Source organism: Methylobacterium segetis, from assembly GCF_004348265.1.
In the GTDB taxonomy this organism is placed as follows: Bacteria; Pseudomonadota; Alphaproteobacteria; order Rhizobiales; family Beijerinckiaceae; genus Methylobacterium; species Methylobacterium segetis.
On the sequence record NZ_SMNT01000002.1, the window covers coordinates 25,886 to 43,300 of the forward strand.

Below are 17,415 nucleotides of genomic sequence, written 5' to 3' on the forward strand. Positions count from 1 at the left end.
CGCGCGGCGGCGCGATCGGCAGGGGCCGGCACGGGGGGCTCGATACGAAAACGCCCCGGCCTGACGGCCGGGGCGCTCTCCTCGTGCGGGGCGAGGCTCTCAGAAGAAGCCGAGCTTCTTCGGGGAGTAGCTCACCAGCATGTTCTTGGTCTGCTGGTAGTGATCGAGCATCATCTTGTGGGTCTCGCGGCCGATGCCGGACTGCTTGTAGCCGCCGAAGGCCGCGTGGGCCGGGTAGGCGTGGTAGCAGTTCGTCCAGACGCGGCCGGCCTGGATCGCCCGGCCGAAGCGGTAGGCGCGGGTTCCGTCACGGGTCCACACGCCCGCGCCCAGGCCGTAGAGCGTGTCGTTGGCGATCGAGAGCGCCTCCGCGTCGTCCTTGAAGGTGGTCACCGAGAGCACGGGCCCGAAGATCTCCTCCTGGAAGATCCGCATCTTGTTGTGGCCCTTGAACACGGTCGGCTTCACGTAGAAGCCCTCGGCGAGGTCGCCGTCCTGCCGCTTGCGCTCGCCGCCGGTGAGCACCTGGGCGCCCTCCTGCCGGCCGATGTCGATGTAGCTGAGGATCTTCTCGAGCTGCTCGCCCGATGCCTGGGCACCGATCATGGTGGCGGGATCGAGCGGGGAGCCCTGCACGATCGCCTCGACGCGCTTGATCGCCTTCTCGATGAAGCGGTCGTAGATCGACTCGTGGACGAGCGCGCGGCTCGGGCAGGTGCAGACCTCGCCCTGGTTGAGGGCGAACATCGTGAAGCCCTCGAGCGCCTTGTCGAGGAAATCGTCGTCCTCGTTGGCGACGTCGGCGAAGAAGATGTTCGGCGACTTGCCGCCGAGCTCCAGCGTCACCGGGATCAGGTTCTGCGAGGCGTACTGCATGATCAGCCGGCCCGTCGTCGTCTCGCCGGTGAAGGCGATCTTGGCGATGCGCGGCGAGGAGGCCAGCGGCTTGCCCGCCTCGAGGCCGAAGCCGTTGACGACGTTGAGGACACCCGGCGGCAGGAGATCGCCGATCAACTCGAGCACGACGAGGATCGAGGCCGGGGTCTGTTCGGCCGGCTTGAGCACCACGCAATTGCCCGCGGCGAGGGCGGGGGCGAGCTTCCAGACCGCCATCAGGATCGGGAAGTTCCACGGAATGATCTGGCCGACGACGCCGAGCGGCTCGTGGAAATGGTAGGCCACGGTGTCGTGGTCGATCTCCGAGATCGAGCCTTCCTGCGACCGCACGCAGCCGGCGAAATACCGGAAGTGGTCGATGGCGAGGGGGATGTCGGCGTGGGTCGTCTCGCGGATCGGCTTGCCGTTGTCCCAGGTCTCGGCCAGGGCGATCAGATCGAGGTTCTCCTCCATCCGGTCGGCCATCTTGTTGAGGATGCGGGCGCGCTCGGCCGGGGAGGTGCGGCCCCAGGCGTCCTTCGCCGCGTGCGCGGCGTCCAGCGCCTTCTCGATGTCCTGGGCGTCGGAGCGCGCGACCTCGCAGACGACGCGGCCGGTAATCGGGGAGGTGTTCTCGAAATAGCGGCCGTTGGCGGGCGCGACCCACTGGCCGCCGATGAAGTTGTCATAGCGCGCCGCGAAGGGCGACTTCGTGGTCGAGCCCAGAAATTCCGGCTTGTTCATGGGGATCTCCTCCGGGTGGCGTTTCTTGTGCGGTGTTGATTTTCTCGGCCGCAGCCAATGGCAGATGGCCCCCCAAATCAAGTTGGACTTTTGGCCATAAGAATCTCGTACACAGGGCGCGGGCGGCGCGGGCGGCGCGGGCCGGCCCGCTTCGTACGGGATCACAGCCTCGCGTCCATCCGGCGCCGCCGCTGAAGCCGTCCGCGGCGCATCTTAGCCTCGAACGGCCGGGATGGCGACTGCGGCCCACCCGCCGTCAGTGCTGCGCCGGCTCCTCGATCCGCTCGGCCATCCGGTCGGTCGTGCCCCGGCTCAGGATGAGGCCGGTGGGTCTTCCGTCGGGCTCCGTGTCCATCGTGATGCGGGTGTCCCGCTCCCGGGACAGGAAGGTCCGGTCGCCTTCCGGCGCGAACGGGACGGCGGACTCGCCGGAGAGCGCGACCATGAGATGATCGCCCTCGCGCACGAGCGTCAGGATGGCCCCGTCTGACAGCCGGTAGCGCCCCGCATAGCGGTCCATGATCTCCGGCTCGAGCACGATATCGGATTTCGGCTCGAGATCGCCGAACCAGAGGGCCGCGATCTCGCGGGCCAAGGTCTGAACGGGAGCCGTCTCGGTGTTCGCGAGGACGAGAACCACGAGGTCGTCGTCGGGGTAGTTGTCCTTGATGGTCAGGAAGCCGTTGATGTTGCCGCCATGAGACCAGAGCCGGTGGCCATGAGCCGTTCCGAGGAACCAGGCGAGCCCGTAGCCGTAGCCGCCATCCGTGAACATCGCCCGGCGCGACGGCGCCGAGATCACCCGATCCGAGAACAGGGCGTGGTCCCAGGCGAGGAGATCGTCGAGGGTCGAGTAATGCGCGCCCGCGGCGTAGGGTATGCTGGAGGCGATCGGAAAGGCGTTGCGCCAGCGGCCGTTGGCGTGTCGGTAGCCTGCGGCCCGCCGGGGCAGGATCGTGGTCGCGTCGTCGTATCCGGTGTCGTTCAGGCCGAGCGGATCGAAGAACGTCTCGCGCAGGTAGCGCTCGTAGGAGAGGCCGGATGCCGCCTCGATCACGAGGCCCAGCAGGATATAGCCGGTATTGTTGTAGTCGAAGCCGCGACCGGGCTCGAACAGGAGCGGCTTGTCCGCTGTCAGCGCGACGATCGCCTGCGGACTCAATTCGAGCCGCTGGATGCGCGCGTAATAGTCCGGCAGGTTCGTGTAGCTCGGGATGCCGGACGTGTGGTTCAGGAGCATCCGGATCGTGACGCCTGCCCAGGCGTCCGGTGCCTGCGGATAGAAGAGCCGGATCGGATCCTCCAGCGTGAGCCGCCCCGTCTCGGCGAGCTTCAGGATCGCGGCTGCCGTGAACTGCTTGGTGATCGAACCGACCCGGAACCGCGTCTCGGGCGTGTTGAGAACCTCCCATTCCCTGTTCGCGTAGCCGTAGGCGCGGCGGAAGACGGGCACGCCGCGATGCGCCACGAGGATCGCGCCGGAGAACAGGCCGCTCCGTGCCAGCGGGAGGACGAGGGATTCCGCCCGGTCTGCGAAGTCCGGCGGCGCTTCGCCCCTCGCGGCCCCGATCGAGAGACCCGTCCAGCCGAGAAGAATGAGCGCGAAGAGGCGGACGCCGTGCATGCTGGCCCTCCGGAACGGGAGCGACGATCCCGAAGCTTGGCAGGTTGAGGGTTCATTGCGGCGTGAACGCGTCGGTGTGCGTCCACACATCGGCAGCCCGCCGCGCCGCCTAACCGGGCGGATTCCCGGCGGCGCCGAACCGGCCGCCCGCGCGTTCTCCGATCTCCAATCCCCAGCGAAGGCCGTCCGTGACCGCACCGCTCCGTCATTCCGAGGCTGCAACGCTGCGCGAGGCCCCAGCCTGGAGCGGGCCGGGCTTCGCCGAGTTCGTCGCCATCGTCGCGCTGATGATGGCCGTCACCGCGATCTCGATCGACAATCTGCTCCCCGCCTTCCCGGCGATCCAGGCCCGGTTCGGCATCGATGATCCGAACAGTCTGCAACTTCTCGTCTATGTCTACATGATCGGGTTCGGCCTCGCGCAGATCGTCTACGGACCGCTGTCCGACGCGCTCGGCCGGAGGCCGGTGCTGCTCGCGAGCCTCGCGATCTACGTCGCCGGCTGCTTCCTCGCCATGGCGGCACCGTCCTTCGGCTGGCTGCTCGCCGCGCGCGTCATCCAGGGGCTCGGCGCGGCGGGCGGGCGCGTGCTCTCGACGGCGATCGTCCGCGATCGCTTCGCCGGGCGCGAGATGGCGAGTGTGATGTCGCTCATCATGATGGTTTTCCTGATCGTGCCGATGATCGCGCCCGCGATCGGGGGCATGATGCTGGCGCTCGGTTCCTGGACCTACGTCTTCGTCTCGATGCTGGTGCTCGCCGGCATTCTCGTCGTCTGGTTCACGGCGCGGATGCCCGAGACGCTGCACCCGGAGTTTCGTCGCCCGCTCTCCCTGAGGGCGACGGGGCAGGCGCTGCTCCTTACGCTGCGAAACCGGACCGCTGTCGGCTATGCCACGGCGCTCGGGCTCCTGACCGGGTGCATCATGGGCTATGTCGGCTCGGCCCAGCAGGTGTTCGACACGGGGCTCTATCACCTCGGCAGCCTGTTCCCGCTGGCCTTCGGCGCCGTCGCGGGCGCCATGGGCGCGGCGACCCTGGTCAACGCCCGCGCGGTGCGCCGGCTCGGCATGCGCCCGCTGTCGCATGCCGGCCTCATCGCCTTCGTCGTCGTCGGCATCGCTCAGGTCTGCAGCAGCCTCGCCTATCACGGGCAGCCCCCGCTCGCCCTGTTCCTCGGCGTGCTGGCGCTCAACCAGTTCCTGCTCAGCTTCGCGATGCCGAACTTCAACGCGCTGGCGCTGCAGCCCCTCGGCGCCATCGCCGGGACCGCTTCGTCCGTCCTCGGGTTCTACACGACCATCCTCGGCGCCTTTTGCGGCTACCTGATCGGCCGGGCATTCGACGGCAGCACCCTGCCGATCGGAATCGGCTACGCGGGGCTCGGCACCCTCGCCCTCATCGTCGTCGCCTGGACCGAGCACGGGCGTCTGTTCCGCGGCGGCGTCTCCGGTTGAGAACCCCGCATCCTTAACCCGGTCTTCATGCGGCCCCGCGAGCCTGCGGGCGACCCTTTCGAGACCGGAGTCTCTCACGTGATCGCCCGCGCCCAGGACGGTTTGCTACTCACCTCGCGCCTGCTGCTCGCGGCGGCTCTCCTGCCCACCGGCATCGCCCGGGCACTCAACGTCTCGGGTTTCGCCTTGACGCTCGCGGGCACCGGTCTGCCCTCTCCGAACGTGCTCGCCACGGCTGCGGTGATCGTTCAGGTTTTCGGTCCGCTGGCCATCATCCTAGGGGTGCTACCGCGCCTGACCGGCCTTGCGCTCGCGGGCTTCGTCGCGACGATGGCGTTCCTGCTTCACCCGTTCTGGCACTTCGTCGGAGCCCCGTCGGTCGCCGAGCGCACGCTGTTCCTGGCCGACCTCGGCCTCGCCGGCGGGTTCCTGATCTACGCGCTGATGGGGCCGGGAGCCTGGAGCTGGCAGGGCTGGCGCATCGGGCGCGCCTCCGCGAAGCCGGCCAAAAATGCTCCGAAGGCTGCAGCTCGGGCGCCCGCGCGACCGAAGCGGGCGTCCGCCGCGCGAGCAGCCGCTTAGCCGTCCTCCCAAAGCCGCTCCAGGCCGCCGAGTCAGGTGCGGCCCGGGGCGCCGGCGGGCTGTGCCCTCGCGATGCGCTGGCCGGAGACCTCGGCACCCGCATCCGGCGCGAGCCGGCGGAAGGCCAGGACCGAGGCGCCCGAGACCAGCGCGACCGCGAGGAAAGCCGGGGCGAAATCCTCGGCGCGTATGGCATTCCGACCCTGCCAGCCGGCTGCCGCTTCCAGCGCGAGCGCGCCGATCGTGACGCCGAGGCTGAGCGAGATCTGCTGGGCGACGCTGGCGAGGCTCGTGCCCGCGCTCATGTCGCGGGATTCGAGATCGGCGTAGGCGATGGCGTTCACGCAGGTGAACTGGAGCGACCGAAGGCAGCCGCCGACGAAGAGCAAAGCCACGATCAGCCAATGCGGCGTCTGGGCCGTGAAGAGGCCGTTCACGGCGAGAAAGCCGGCCGCGAGCACCGCGTTCGTCACCATCACGCGGCGGAATCCGAACGCCCGGAGGATCCGGGGTCCCACCGTCTTGACGAACATGGCGCCGGCCGCCGCCGCGAAGGTGATGAGGCCCGATTGCAGCGGATCGAGGCCGAAGCCGATCTGCAGCATGAGCGGCAGCAGGAAGGGAATCGCGCCCGTGCCGATCCGGAAGAGGCTGCCTCCGACGACGGAGGCACGAAAGGTGGGGTGACGGAAGAGGTCGAGCCTGAGCACCGGATGCGCCACCGCACGGGAATGCCGCAGATAGAGGACAAGGAGGGCCGCACCCACACCGAGGCAGGCCCAGCTCAGCCAGTCCGGAAGAAGGTGGCGCCCGGTCGAGGCGAGGCCCAGCATCAGGGTTGCGAGGCCGAGGGCCAGCATCAGGAAGCCGCTCAGGTCAAGGGGAGGGCGCTCGGGCTCGCGCAGATCCTCGAAGAAGGCGGTCGCGAGGCCGATCCCGATCAGGCCGATCGGGATGTTGATGAGGAAGATCCAGCGCCAGTCGAGCCAGGTGGTGATGAGGCCGCCGAGGGGCGGCCCCATGATCGGTCCGATCAGAGCGGGAATGGTGAGGTAGGCGAGTGCCGTGACGAGCTCCGCCTTCGGCACGCTGCGCAGGATCACGAGGCGGCCGACCGGCACCATCATCGCGCCGCCGATCCCCTGCAGGAAGCGGGCGGCGACGAACCAACCGAGGCCGTTCGAGGCCGCGCAGGCCAGTGAGCCTGCCATGAAGACCGTCAGCGCCGCGCGGAACACCGTGCGGGCACCGTAGCGGTCGGCCATCCAACCGCTGATCGGAATGAAGATCGCGAGGCTGACGAGGTACGAGGTGAGCGCGAGCTTCAACGCGATCGGGTCCTCGCCGAGGCTTGCCGCAATGGTGGGCAGAGCCGTCGCGATCACCGTCGAGTCGGTGTTCTCCATGAAGAGGGCGGTGGCGACGACGAGGGGGACGATTCGGGACGTGCGCATCGGGCGGAGAATGGTCGAGGTGCGATCGAGGTTGCGTGGGGCGCCGACGTCGCGAAAGCCGCGGGATGAAGCGCGCGCCACAATCGTATGTTGCTGGTTCGTGTCGCCCGGGCCACACGGCCGGTCGTAAGTGCTTCGTTAACGGCGAATCCCGTTCCGGGCGAGCCGGAAGGCGCTTAAGCTCAGCCGCAACACGCCGGCCTGCCGCCGCTCCAGCCATCACTGCGCGACGGGCCTAGCCCCTGCGCCGCGGGACGGTTGCGACGGGGGCTGTCGCCGTCGCACGAGACCTCGCCGCGAAAGTGACAGGATGCCTCTTCGGCTGAAAACGCCCCGTTCCCTGCCCCGCCTCACCGCCGGAATCACCCTGCTCACGGCCCTCGCCGCCTGCGGCACGGTGCTCCTGAACGAGACGGGCTCGCTGACCCGCTACGACCGTCTGGCCTCCAGCGAGGAGACGGCGAGCAGCGCCCGCATCTATCTCGACCGCGCAGCCCTGCCGCAGACCCGCACGGTCCGCATCATCCCGACGGAGTTTTCGCAGGCCGTGGCGCCGGGTCTCACGCCGGCCGAGCGCAAGCTCGTCGCCAATGCCGCCGACCGCGCCCTCTGCTACGAGCTGTCGCTGCGCTACGACGTGGTCTCGACCCGCAAGGCCGACCTGACGATCCGCGCCGCCGTCACCCGCGCCGAACTCACCAACGTGCCGGCCGCGGGCGCGACCATCGCGACCTCGGCCGCTGTCACCGTGGCCTCCCAGGTCGGGGTCGGCTTCGCCACCGCGGTCGGTCGCGTGCCGATCCCACGCCTGCCCATCGGCCTCGGGAGCCTCACGGTCGAGGCCGAGGCGCTCGACAGGCGCCACGATCAGCGGGCCGCGATGGTCTGGGGCGGGGCGGCGAACGCCTTCACGAACCAAGCGCGCTTCTCGCCGGCGAGCGACATCTACGATCTCGCGGGTGAGTTCGGGCAGGATTTCGGCTTCTTCCTCGCCACCGGGCAGGACCCGTTCAAGGCGCCGCTGACGCTCCCGACCTACGACCGCATCCGCATCACGGTGCTCGGCGAGGCGCCGCTCGATCCGGATTGCGAGGCCTTCGGCCGCGCCCCCGGGATCGACGGCATGATCGGCGACTACATCGGCCTGCCGCCCGACTGGACGGACAAGGGCCCTGCCGGCCGCTCGAACTGACACGGGATGCGGCGCCGGGCCGCCATGCGGCCGGCGCAGGGCGGGCCTGACCGTTTTCCTGTTGCCCCGCCCGCGTCCCGCTTTGCGCGGACCTGCCGCGCATGATACTGGCCCGTGCCAACCCAGTGACGCCGTTGCGCCGAATCCGGCCCGGCGCGATGCCCGTGAGGTAGTTGGCACATGGCCCGGATCAGCAGCGACTCCATCATCGAGGGCCTGACGTTCGACGACGTTCTGCTGCGGCCCGCCGCCTCCTCGGTGATGCCGACCGATGTCAATGTCGCGACCCGCCTGACGCGCACGATCGCCCTCAATCTGCCGATCCTCGCCTCGGCGATGGACACCGTGACCGAGGCGCCGATGGCCATCGCCATGGCGCAGAACGGCGGCCTCGGGGTCATCCACCGCAATCTGGAGCCCCCGGAGCAGGCCGAGCAGGTCCGTCTCGTCAAGAAGTACGAGTCGGGCATGGTGCTGAACCCCATCACCATCCACCCCGACGAAACGCTCGCCGACGCCTTCGAGGTGATGAAGGCGAACCGCATCTCCGGCATTCCCGTGGTGGAGCGGGGCCCCAACGGCTCCCGCGGCAAGCTCGTCGGCATCCTGACGAACCGCGACGTGCGCTTCGCGACCAATGCCGGCCAGCCCGTCGCCGAGCTGATGACGCGCGACCGTCTCATCACCGTGCGCGAGGGCGTGACGCAGGACGAGGCCAAGCGCCTCCTGCACCAGTTCCGGATCGAGAAGCTCCTCGTCGTCGACGACCATTACCGCTGCATCGGCCTGATCACCGTCAAGGACATCGAGAAGCGCGTCGCGTATCCGCACGCCGTCAAGGACGAGCAGGGGCGTCTGCGCGTGGCCGCCGCGACGACGACGGGCGACAGCGGCTTCGAGCGCGCCGAGCGCCTGATCGATGCCGGCTGCGACGTCATCGTGGTCGACACCGCGCACGGCCACTCGATCAAGGTGCTCGAGAGCGTGCGCCGGGTGAAGCAGCTCTCGAATGCGGTCCAGGTCGTGGCCGGCAACGTCGCCACGAAGGAGGGTGCGCAAGCCCTCATCGATGCGGGCGCCGATGCCATCAAGGTCGGCATCGGCCCAGGCTCGATCTGCACGACGCGGATCGTGGCAGGCGTCGGCGTGCCCCAACTCACCGCCCTCATGGAGGCGGTCGAAGCCGCCTACGAGGCCGACGTGCCCGTGATCGCGGATGGCGGCATCAAGTACTCCGGCGACCTCGCCAAGGCGATCGCCGCCGGCGCCTCGGTGGCGATGCTCGGCTCGCTGCTCGCGGGCACCGACGAGGCGCCGGGCGAGGTCTTTCTCTACCAGGGCCGCTCGTACAAGAGCTACCGCGGCATGGGCTCGGTGGGTGCCATGGCCCGCGGCTCCGCGGACCGCTACTTCCAGGCCGAGGTCAGCGAGACGCACAAGCTCGTGCCCGAGGGAATCGAAGGTCAGGTCCCCTACAAGGGACCGGTCGCCGCGGTGCTCCACCAGCTCGTCGGTGGCCTGCGCGCCGCCATGGGCTACGTCGGTGCCGCGACCGTGCCGGAGTTTCAGGAGCGGGCGCAGTTCATCCGCATCACCAATGCGGGCCTGCGCGAGAGCCACGTGCACGACGTGACCATCACCCGCGAGAGCCCAAACTACCCGAGCCGGACCTGAGGCTGACGCACCCGATCCTTCTTCTCAGGGGAGGGCGCGCACGATGGTGCGCGCCCCCGCGGACTTCCTCATGACCGTCCAGGCCATCCTCGCGCCCGTCTTCGTGCAGGTGCTTCTCGTCTTCATCCTGATCGGCGTCATGGGGCGGCGACGCTTCGCCGAGATCGGGGCTGGGCGAGTCCGGATCGGGGACATCGCGCTCGGCGAGCGCAACTGGCCCCCGAAGGTCCAGGCCGCGGCCAACGCCTTCGCGAACCAGTTCGAGATCCCAGTCCTGTTCTTCGCGCTCGTGCCTCTGGCGCTCTACACCCGCAAGGCGGACGTCGTCTTCGTCGTGCTGGCCTGGATCTTCGTGCTGTCGCGCTACGCCCACGCCTACATCTTCGTGACCTCGAACCACGTGCCGAGCCGCTTCCGCGCCTACATGGCGGGCGTCCTAATCCTCGGCCTGATGTGGCTCATCTTCGCCTGGCGCATCCTCTTCACGCCGCTCGGGACCTGAAGCTCCGTTGCATCCGCGTGCCGTCGCGCGCATGGAGGGCCGGCACAGGGTCCTGGCGGCAGGAGAGGTTCGATGCGGGTGCTCGTGGTTGGAGCAGGGGCGACCGGCGGCTATTACGGGGCGCGCCTCGCCGAGGCTGGGCGCGACGTCACGTTCCTCGTGCGTCCGGCGCGGGCGGAGAAGCTCCGGACAGACGGTCTCGCCGTCCGTAGCCCGCTCGGCGACGCACATATCCCCGAGCCCCAGACGGTGACGGCCGACGCGCTCTCCGCGGGCAAGGGAGGCGTCTTCGATCTCGTTCTTTTCTCCTGCAAGGCCTACGACCTCGACGGGGCGATCCGCGACGTCGCGCCCGCAATCGGCCAAGACACGAGCGTGCTGCCGATCCTCAATGGCGTGCGCCACCTCGATGCCCTCGACGCCCGCTTCGGATCCGAGCGGGTCCTCGGCGGCTCATGCGCGATCGTGGCGACCCTCGGTCAGGCGGGTGAGATCCGCCACATGAGCGAATTCTGCACCCTGACCTTCGGCGAGCGCGACGGCACGCGCTCGGCCCGTGTCGAGGCGATCGATGCCCTGATGGAAGGCGCGCGTTTCCAGCCGAAGCTCAGCGCGACCATCCTGCTCGAGATGTGGGAAAAGTGGGTCTTCCTCGCGACGCTCGCGGGCAGCACCTGCCTGATGCGCGGCAGCATCGGCGACATCGTCGGTGCGCCGGGCGGGAGAGACTTCGTCGAGGGGCTCTACGCCGAGTGTGTGGCGGTGGCCTCGGCGTCCGGCTTCGAGCCGCGGGCCAAGGTCGCGGCCGGTGCCCGCACGATGTTGACGCAGGAGGGCTCGCCCGTCACCGCTTCGATGCTGCGCGACATCGAGGGTGGTGGCCGGATCGAGGCCGACCACATCGTGGGCGACCTGATCGCGCGGGGGAGAGATGCTGCGCAGGGCGCCGCGCGTCCGCATCTTGAGCGGGCCTACACCCACCTCAAGACCTACGAACGGCGGCGCGCCCGCGAGGCGGCCTGAGCGGATGGCTCAGTAGCGCGGGCCGGGCGGCGGGGGCGGCGGGCTGCCGTATTCGAGCTGCGTCTTGGCATCGACCGGCCGGCGCGGCGGCGGCGTGAGGTCGGGCGCGGCCGGCGCCGTCGAGCAGGCGGCGACCGCGAGAGCCAGGAGGCCGGCGGCGGCAAGATGGATGACGGGCGACATGGCTGGCTTGTTGGCTCCGGCGTTGACGAAGGGCAGGCCCTCGCGTTCTGAGCCGGGATCGCGCCGGAAGCTCGGCCGTAATGTGGCCCGGCTGGGCGCGAAGCGTGGCCGTATCGCGGCAGCGTGAATCGTTTCTGAAGGAGAGTTCGACCTGACCCCCGCCGCACGCTGCTCCGCCGCCATCGAGGTTCTGGCCGACATCACCGAGCGCCGCCGGCCGGCCTCCGATGCCCTGAAGGATTGGGGCCTCGCCCATCGCTTCGCCGGCTCGGGCGATCGCGCGGCGATCGCGAGCCTCGTCTACGACGCACTGCGCCGCCGCGCCTCCGCAGCCTGGATCATGGGCGCGGACAGCCCGCGCGCCGTGCTGATCGGCTCGCTGCGCCTGCAGCAGGGCCTCGCCGCGCCGACGATCGCCGGTTTGTTCAGCGGCGAGCGCTTCGCGCCGGCGCCGCTCACCGAGACGGAACGCGAGCGGGTGGAGGCGGGCAGCCTCGCCGGGGCGCCCCCGGAGATCGCGGGGGACGCGCCCGATTGGGTGCTGCCCTCGCTCCGGGCCATACTGGGCGACGACCTGCTGCCGGAATTGCGCGCGCTCGGCCGCCGGGCGCCGCTCGATATCCGCATCAACAGTTTGAAGCGGAGCCGGGCCGATGCCCTCGCGAGCCTCGGCCACCTCTCCGCCGCGCCGACGCCGCACGCGCCCCAGGGCCTGCGCATCCCGATCGGCGCCGACGGGCGGGGTCCCGCGCTGCATGTCGAGCCGGAATTCCTCGAAGGCTGGTACGAGATCCAGGATGAGGGTTCGCAGATCGCGAGCCTGCTCGCGGGGGCGGAGCCCGGCGAGACGGTCGTCGATCTCTGCGCCGGGGGTGGGGGCAAGACGCTCGCCCTCGCGGCCGAGATGGGCAATCGGGGCCGCCTCGTCGCAACGGACGGTGACCCGCGCCGCCTCGCGCCCATCCACGAGCGGCTGCGCCGGGCCGGCGCCGAGGCGGAGGTGCGCACGCCCCGCACCGGGCGCGCCCGCGCCGACGTCCTCGAAGATCTCGACGGCACCGTCGATCGTGTCGTCGTCGACGCTCCCTGCACCGGCACGGGCACCTGGCGCCGCAACCCGGACGCGAAGTGGCGCCTGCGTCCGGGCAGCCTCGCGACCCGGCTCAGTGAACAGGCCGCGGTTCTCGACCGCGCGAGCCGCCTCGTCCGCCCCGGCGGGCGCATCACCTACATCACCTGCTCGATCCTGCCCGAAGAGAACGACGGCGCGATCGCGGGCCTGCTGGGGCGAAGCGGAGGCGCCTTCGCGGTTGTGCCGTCGCGGAGCGTCGTGGATCGGCTCCTGCCGGGTCTCGCGGACTTCCTGCGCTTCACGGAGCACGGATTGCAGATGAGCCCGGCGTTGACCGGCACGGAGGGGTTCTACGTCGCCACGCTGGAGCGGTCCTGAAACGGCGAATGGCCCCGGAGCGGGGCCATTCGGAGGTCTTTCAGGATGTTCAGAAGCAGCGGCGCCGGCGTTCCACGACCACCCGGCCGTAGGGGCCGCGTCGCTTGACCACGACCGTCTTGCAGCGCGGGCCGCGGATGACGGTGCGCGAGACCACGCGCGCCTGCTCGATTCCGGTGGCGGGTGCCACGAGCGGGTTGCCGGCGATCGGCAACGCGGCGGCGGGAGTGATGCCGGCGAGCGCGACGGCGGTGAGTCCGAGGATCGTTGCTCTCATGGCGTGAGGCTCCTGAGCGTGTGGACTGGGCGGCCCCTTTCGCTGCCGGGGCGTGAACATCCCCTTAATGCTGCGGTCCGCCCGGATCGTCCTCGCGCTCCCGATCCCCAGCCTTCGAGCCGGTGCCTCCCAGCCCTGCGGGCAGGCGCGTTGCACGGGCGCGGGCGCTCGTCTAACTGCAGGCCATGACGACCACCGACCACGACAAGATCCTCATCGTCGATTTCGGCAGCCAGGTGACGCAGCTCATCGCGCGGCGCGTGCGCGAGGAGGGCGTCTACTGCGAGATCGTGCCCTTCACGAAGGCAGCCGAAGCCTTCGCGGAGACAAAGCCGAAGGGCGTCATCCTCTCGGGCGGCCCGGAATCGGTGACCACGGAGGCCTCGCCCCGGGCACCGCAGGTGGTGTTCGATTCCGGCGTCCCCGTCTTCGGCATCTGCTATGGCCAGCAGACCATGGCGGCCCAGCTCGGCGGCGAGGTCGAGGGCGGGCACCACGCCGAATTTGGCCGGGCCGAGATCGAGATCCTGGCCGAGTGCGCCCTGTTCAACGGCGTCTGGCACATCGGCGAGCACTATCCCGTCTGGATGAGCCACGGGGACCGGGTCACGAAGCTGCCGGACGGGTTCACCACGGTCGCGATCTCGAAGAACGCACCCTTCGCCGCGGTGGCCGACGAGGCGCGCAAGTTCTACGCGGTGCAGTTCCACCCCGAAGTGGCCCATACGCCGCACGGCGCGCTCCTGATCCGCAACTTCGTGCGCGACATCGCGGGCTGCTCCGGCGACTGGACCATGGGTGCCTATCGCGAGGAGGCGATCGAGAAGATCCGCGCGCAGGTCGGAAAGGAGCGCGTGATCTGCGGGCTCTCCGGCGGCGTCGACTCGGCGGTGGCGGCGGTTCTCATTCACGAAGCGATCGGCGAGCAGCTGACCTGCGTCTTCGTCGATCACGGCCTGCTGCGGGCGGGTGAGGCCGAGGAGGTCGTGCGCCTGTTCCGCGACCATTACAACATCCCGCTCGTCCACGTGGAGGCGCAAGACACCTTCCTCGGTGCGCTCGAGGGCGTCAGCGACCCGGAGGTGAAGCGCAAGACGATCGGCCGGCTCTTCATCGACGTGTTCGAGGCGGAATCGAAGAAGATCGGCGGCGCGGCCTTCCTCGCGCAGGGCACCCTCTATCCCGACGTCATCGAGAGCGTCTCGTTCACGGGGGGGCCGAGCGTCACCATCAAGTCCCATCACAACGTGGGCGGCTTGCCCGAGCGCATGAACATGCAGCTCGTCGAGCCGCTGCGCGAACTCTTCAAGGACGAGGTGCGGGTGCTCGGTCGAGAGCTCGGCCTGCCGGAGGCCTTCGTCGGCCGCCACCCCTTCCCCGGCCCGGGCCTCGCGATCCGCTGTCCCGGCACGATTACGGCCGAGAAGCTCGATGCGCTCCGGAAGGCGGATGCGATCTACCTCGAAGAGATCCGGAAGGCCGGGTTGTACGATACGATCTGGCAGGCCTTCGCGGTGATCCTCCCCGTGAAGACGGTCGGAGTGATGGGTGACGGCCGGACCTACGACCATGTCTGCGCGCTCCGTGCCGTCACCTCCGTCGACGGCATGACGGCGGATTTCTATCCCTTCGACATGGCCTTCCTCGGGCGGGTTGCCACCCGCATCATCAACGAGGTGAAGGGCATCAATCGCGTCACCTACGACATCACCTCGAAGCCGCCCGGCACCATCGAGTGGGAATGACCTGAAGAGGCGGCGGCCGCGCATCGCGGCGCCGCGGTGCTTCATCGCCATCCTGCTGCGCGCGGCCGCATCGGCGGTCACGGCCGGACCTGACCCGCATCGGAAGGCCGCGGCACAGGCCCCGATCCCAAAGCCCCCCACCTTCGCTGCAGGATCGAAACCGCGCTCCGGCGCGCACGGCCTTCGCGGCGCGGACCTGCGGCACCTCGCTGCCTCATCGAACGCCGGATTCCCGTGAGCCGCGCTCCGGGGCGCCGCCCTCAGAACCGGAAAGTGCCGAGTTGGAAATCGGCGAGGTGCGGCGCGTTCGGCATGTCGAGGGCCGTCGGGAAAGTCTCGTCGCTGGGCTCGAGACGGCGACGGTCGCGCCTCAGCAGCGTCAGTTCCAGGACGGAGGGAAGTGGAATGCCGCCGAGGATGAAGTAGGGCGCGCAATTATTCGCGTGAACGTGGACGACGCGGTGGTTCGCGGTCAGGGCAAGCACGCCTCGACGGAGCGTGTCGAGGAAGGCGTCGTTTTCGAGGCGATCGAGAAGATGGATCTCGATCACGATCTGCCGGAAGCAATCGAGCAGATTCGAGGAGAGATGGCTCAGCATCTCCCATTCGTGCCCCTCGATGTCGCATTTCAGCACGAGGTCGGTGCGGTCGCGATGGGCGTTCCGGGCCAGGATGTGGGTCAATGTGTCGAGTTCCTCCTGCTCGCTCGACACGCCCTCGATTCCGAGCTTCGACCAGTGCAGAAGCGGGTGCTCGACCGGGCTGTTCTCGATGGTGTGATCGAACTGGAAGACCTCGATCCCCCGATTGGCGAGGTCGAGATCCCAGGAGACGTCGTCGCTGATGCCGAGGGAATAGGCGGCTGCGATTCCATCGAGGTCGTCCACCATCACGTACCCGCCGTCATGGTCGCGTCCGACCCGGATCTTGTCTGTGCCGACCGGCCGGTGCGGTCGCAGGCGGCGCAGAATCGGCAGGAGGCGGGGCTGCAACGTCGGTGACAGATCGTAGACGGCACCTCTGTGCGCACCCTGCCTGTTCGCGACGGCCTCGCTCGAATGAACCAGTCTATCCACAAGATGCCGGAGGTCGATCGCGTTGCTGGCCCAGAAGGCGCGTGCGTCGTCCGACTCTGCCGGCCGGCCGAAAGCGAGCTTATAGGCCCAATCAACTTCGTCTTCGGTCACGGGCATGACGTTTCCGGGCTGGCGTGAAGGGTTCGGTTCGGGCGAAGAAAAGAGTTCGCCACGCTTGGCGCTTGCAACTGCCGGTGGAAGCTAGCATCCGGCGCGGCGTGCAGGCCATCGAAAGCGATGCGGGGATGAAAGCGGATGCCGCGAAGGGTGCGTTCTACCGGTCGTTGATTGGCCTCGCTCATCCCGCGGCGCATCCCGACTTCCGAACCGGTCGGGCCGCAGGATCAAAGGCCTGACAGTGCGCATCCGTACCCTGGCATCCTGGCCATTGCCGTGTTGTTTCCGGCGTCCGACACAATGGCCCGCCCGGAATAGTGTTGCCGCCGAGGTTCGCGTCGCCGGGCCGCGTTTTGACGCGGCCTCCCGAGAATCGTACCGCATGTCTCCCGTCCCGTTCGAACGGGTGCCTCCCGACAGGACTTCCCTGGACCGCGCATGAAGAAAGCCCTCATCACCGGCATCACGGGGCAGGACGGCGCCTATCTGGCGCAACTGCTCCTCGGTAAGGGCTACGACGTCCATGGGCTCGTGCGCCGGTCGAGCACGACCGACGTCAACGATGTGCGGCTTCGCTGGCTCGGCATCGCTCAGGATGTGCGGCTCGTCGACGGCGACCTCGCCGACCTCTCGAGCCTCTTGCGAACCGTCCGGACCGTCCAGCCGGACGAAGTGTACAACCTTGCCGCACAATCCTTCGTGAAGACCTCCTGGCAGCAGCCGCTGCTCACGGGAGCCATCACCGGTCTCGGCTGCGCGAACATGCTCGAGGCGGTGCGGATCGAGAAGCCCGACGCGCATTTCTATCAGGCGTCGTCGTCCGAGATGTACGGTCTGGTCCAGGAGCCCCTGCAATCCGAGAGCACGCCCTTCTACCCGCGATCCCCTTACGCGGCGGCCAAGCTCTATGCCCACTGGATGACCGTGAATTATCGTGAGAGCTTCGGGCTGCACGCTTCCAGCGGTATCCTGTTCAACCACGAGAGCCCGCTCCGCGGCATCGAGTTCGTCACGCGGAAGGTTACGGATGGCGTCGCGCGGATCAAGCTCGGCCTCGCCGGTAATCTGAGGCTCGGCAACATCGACGCGAAACGCGACTGGGGCCATGCTCGCGACTACGTGAAGGCCATGTGGCTGATGCTGCAGCAGCAGATTGCCGACGATTACGTCGTCGCGACCGGGCGGACCGTGACCGTGCGCGACATGTGCCGGATCGCGTTCGAGCATTGCGGCCTCGCCGCCGAGGAGCATCTCGTCATCGATCCCGCACTGTTTCGTCCGGCCGAAGTCGACGTGTTGCTCGGCGATGCGGCCAAGGCGAAGAGCCGACTCGGCTGGGAGCCGGAGACGAGCCTCGAGGACATGATTCGTGAGATGGTCGACGCCGATCTGAAGCGGCTCTCCGCGAGCCGGTGACTCTGGCCGGGCCGGACGGCATG

Annotated in this window: 15 protein-coding genes; 9 read left to right on the forward strand and 6 right to left on the reverse strand. The window is 68.9% G+C overall.

Features of this window, described 5'->3' with window-relative positions; all coding sequences use genetic code 11:
* Nucleotides 1–99: 99 nt before the first annotated feature.
* A complete protein-coding gene (adh, locus tag E1J50_RS00680) occupies nucleotides 100–1,620 on the reverse strand; it encodes an aldehyde dehydrogenase (protein WP_132249363.1) in 1,521 nt (506 codons plus the stop codon).
* A gap of 256 nt (nucleotides 1,621–1,876) precedes the next feature.
* Complete coding sequence (locus E1J50_RS00685; protein WP_132249365.1) at nucleotides 1,877–3,244, reverse strand: serine hydrolase; 1,368 nt, start codon at nucleotides 3,242–3,244, stop codon at nucleotides 1,877–1,879.
* Between the two features lie 287 nt (nucleotides 3,245–3,531).
* On the opposite strand from E1J50_RS00685, the gene E1J50_RS00690 reads away from it, so the two are divergent.
* A complete protein-coding gene (locus E1J50_RS00690) occupies nucleotides 3,532–4,701 on the forward strand; it encodes a multidrug effflux MFS transporter (protein ID WP_132249545.1) in 1,170 nt (389 codons plus the stop codon).
* Between the two features lie 78 nt (nucleotides 4,702–4,779).
* Nucleotides 4,780–5,283 (forward strand): DoxX family protein, encoded by a 504-nt coding sequence (locus E1J50_RS00695; protein WP_132249367.1) that lies wholly within the window; start codon nucleotides 4,780–4,782, stop codon nucleotides 5,281–5,283.
* Nucleotides 5,284–5,315: 32 nt separating this feature from the next.
* Here E1J50_RS00695 and E1J50_RS00700 read toward each other — a convergent pair whose 3' ends face one another.
* Nucleotides 5,316–6,737 (reverse strand): MFS transporter, encoded by a 1,422-nt coding sequence (locus E1J50_RS00700; RefSeq protein WP_132249369.1) that lies wholly within the window; start codon nucleotides 6,735–6,737, stop codon nucleotides 5,316–5,318.
* Between the two features lie 310 nt (nucleotides 6,738–7,047).
* Here E1J50_RS00700 and E1J50_RS00705 point away from each other — a divergent pair, with 310 nt between their 5' ends.
* The 4 genes from E1J50_RS00705 (at nucleotide 7,048) to panE (ending at nucleotide 11,128) form a co-directional block, all read left to right on the forward strand.
* Nucleotides 7,048–7,929, forward strand: a complete 882-nt coding sequence (locus E1J50_RS00705; RefSeq protein ID WP_132249371.1) for a DUF3313 domain-containing protein — start codon at nucleotides 7,048–7,050, stop codon at nucleotides 7,927–7,929.
* Between the two features lie 180 nt (nucleotides 7,930–8,109).
* Nucleotides 8,110–9,603, forward strand: coding sequence for an IMP dehydrogenase (guaB, locus tag E1J50_RS00710; protein WP_132249373.1), 1,494 nt, complete (start codon nucleotides 8,110–8,112; stop codon nucleotides 9,601–9,603).
* A 43-nt stretch (nucleotides 9,604–9,646) separates the two neighbouring features.
* A complete protein-coding gene (locus tag E1J50_RS00715) occupies nucleotides 9,647–10,105 on the forward strand; it encodes an MAPEG family protein (protein WP_342635882.1) in 459 nt (152 codons plus the stop codon).
* A 72-nt stretch (nucleotides 10,106–10,177) separates the two neighbouring features.
* Nucleotides 10,178–11,128, forward strand: coding sequence for a 2-dehydropantoate 2-reductase (panE, locus tag E1J50_RS00720; RefSeq protein WP_132249375.1), 951 nt, complete (start codon nucleotides 10,178–10,180; stop codon nucleotides 11,126–11,128).
* Between the two features lie 9 nt (nucleotides 11,129–11,137).
* On the opposite strand, the gene E1J50_RS27065 is transcribed toward panE, so the two are convergent.
* The gene (locus E1J50_RS27065; protein ID WP_165937744.1) at nucleotides 11,138–11,311 is read right to left on the reverse strand and encodes a hypothetical protein; all 174 of its coding nucleotides are present in this window, start codon (nucleotides 11,309–11,311) and stop codon (nucleotides 11,138–11,140) included.
* Between the two features lie 151 nt (nucleotides 11,312–11,462).
* Here E1J50_RS27065 and E1J50_RS00725 point away from each other — a divergent pair, with 151 nt between their 5' ends.
* Nucleotides 11,463–12,761 (forward strand): RsmB/NOP family class I SAM-dependent RNA methyltransferase, encoded by a 1,299-nt coding sequence (locus E1J50_RS00725; protein ID WP_132249377.1) that lies wholly within the window; start codon nucleotides 11,463–11,465, stop codon nucleotides 12,759–12,761.
* 49 nt (nucleotides 12,762–12,810) lie between these two features.
* Here the strand turns inward: E1J50_RS00725 and E1J50_RS00730 are convergent, their stop codons facing one another.
* Nucleotides 12,811–13,038: a hypothetical protein gene (locus E1J50_RS00730; protein WP_132249379.1), complete on the reverse strand. Its 228-nt coding sequence runs from the start codon at nucleotides 13,036–13,038 to the stop codon at nucleotides 12,811–12,813.
* 185 nt (nucleotides 13,039–13,223) lie between these two features.
* Between E1J50_RS00730 and guaA the strand changes: the two genes are divergently transcribed.
* On the forward strand, nucleotides 13,224–14,783 hold the full coding sequence (gene guaA / locus E1J50_RS00735) for a glutamine-hydrolyzing GMP synthase (protein ID WP_132249381.1): 1,560 nt from the start codon (nucleotides 13,224–13,226) through the stop codon (nucleotides 14,781–14,783).
* A gap of 260 nt (nucleotides 14,784–15,043) precedes the next feature.
* Here guaA and E1J50_RS00740 read toward each other — a convergent pair whose 3' ends face one another.
* Nucleotides 15,044–15,775 carry a class I SAM-dependent methyltransferase gene (locus E1J50_RS00740; RefSeq protein ID WP_165937745.1) on the reverse strand — a complete coding sequence of 244 codons (732 nt, stop codon included), beginning with the start codon at nucleotides 15,773–15,775 and terminating at the stop codon, nucleotides 15,044–15,046.
* Between the two features lie 639 nt (nucleotides 15,776–16,414).
* Here E1J50_RS00740 and gmd point away from each other — a divergent pair.
* Nucleotides 16,415–17,392, forward strand: coding sequence for a GDP-mannose 4,6-dehydratase (gmd, locus tag E1J50_RS00745; RefSeq protein ID WP_132249385.1), 978 nt, complete (start codon nucleotides 16,415–16,417; stop codon nucleotides 17,390–17,392).
* Nucleotides 17,393–17,415: the final 23 nt, after the last annotated feature.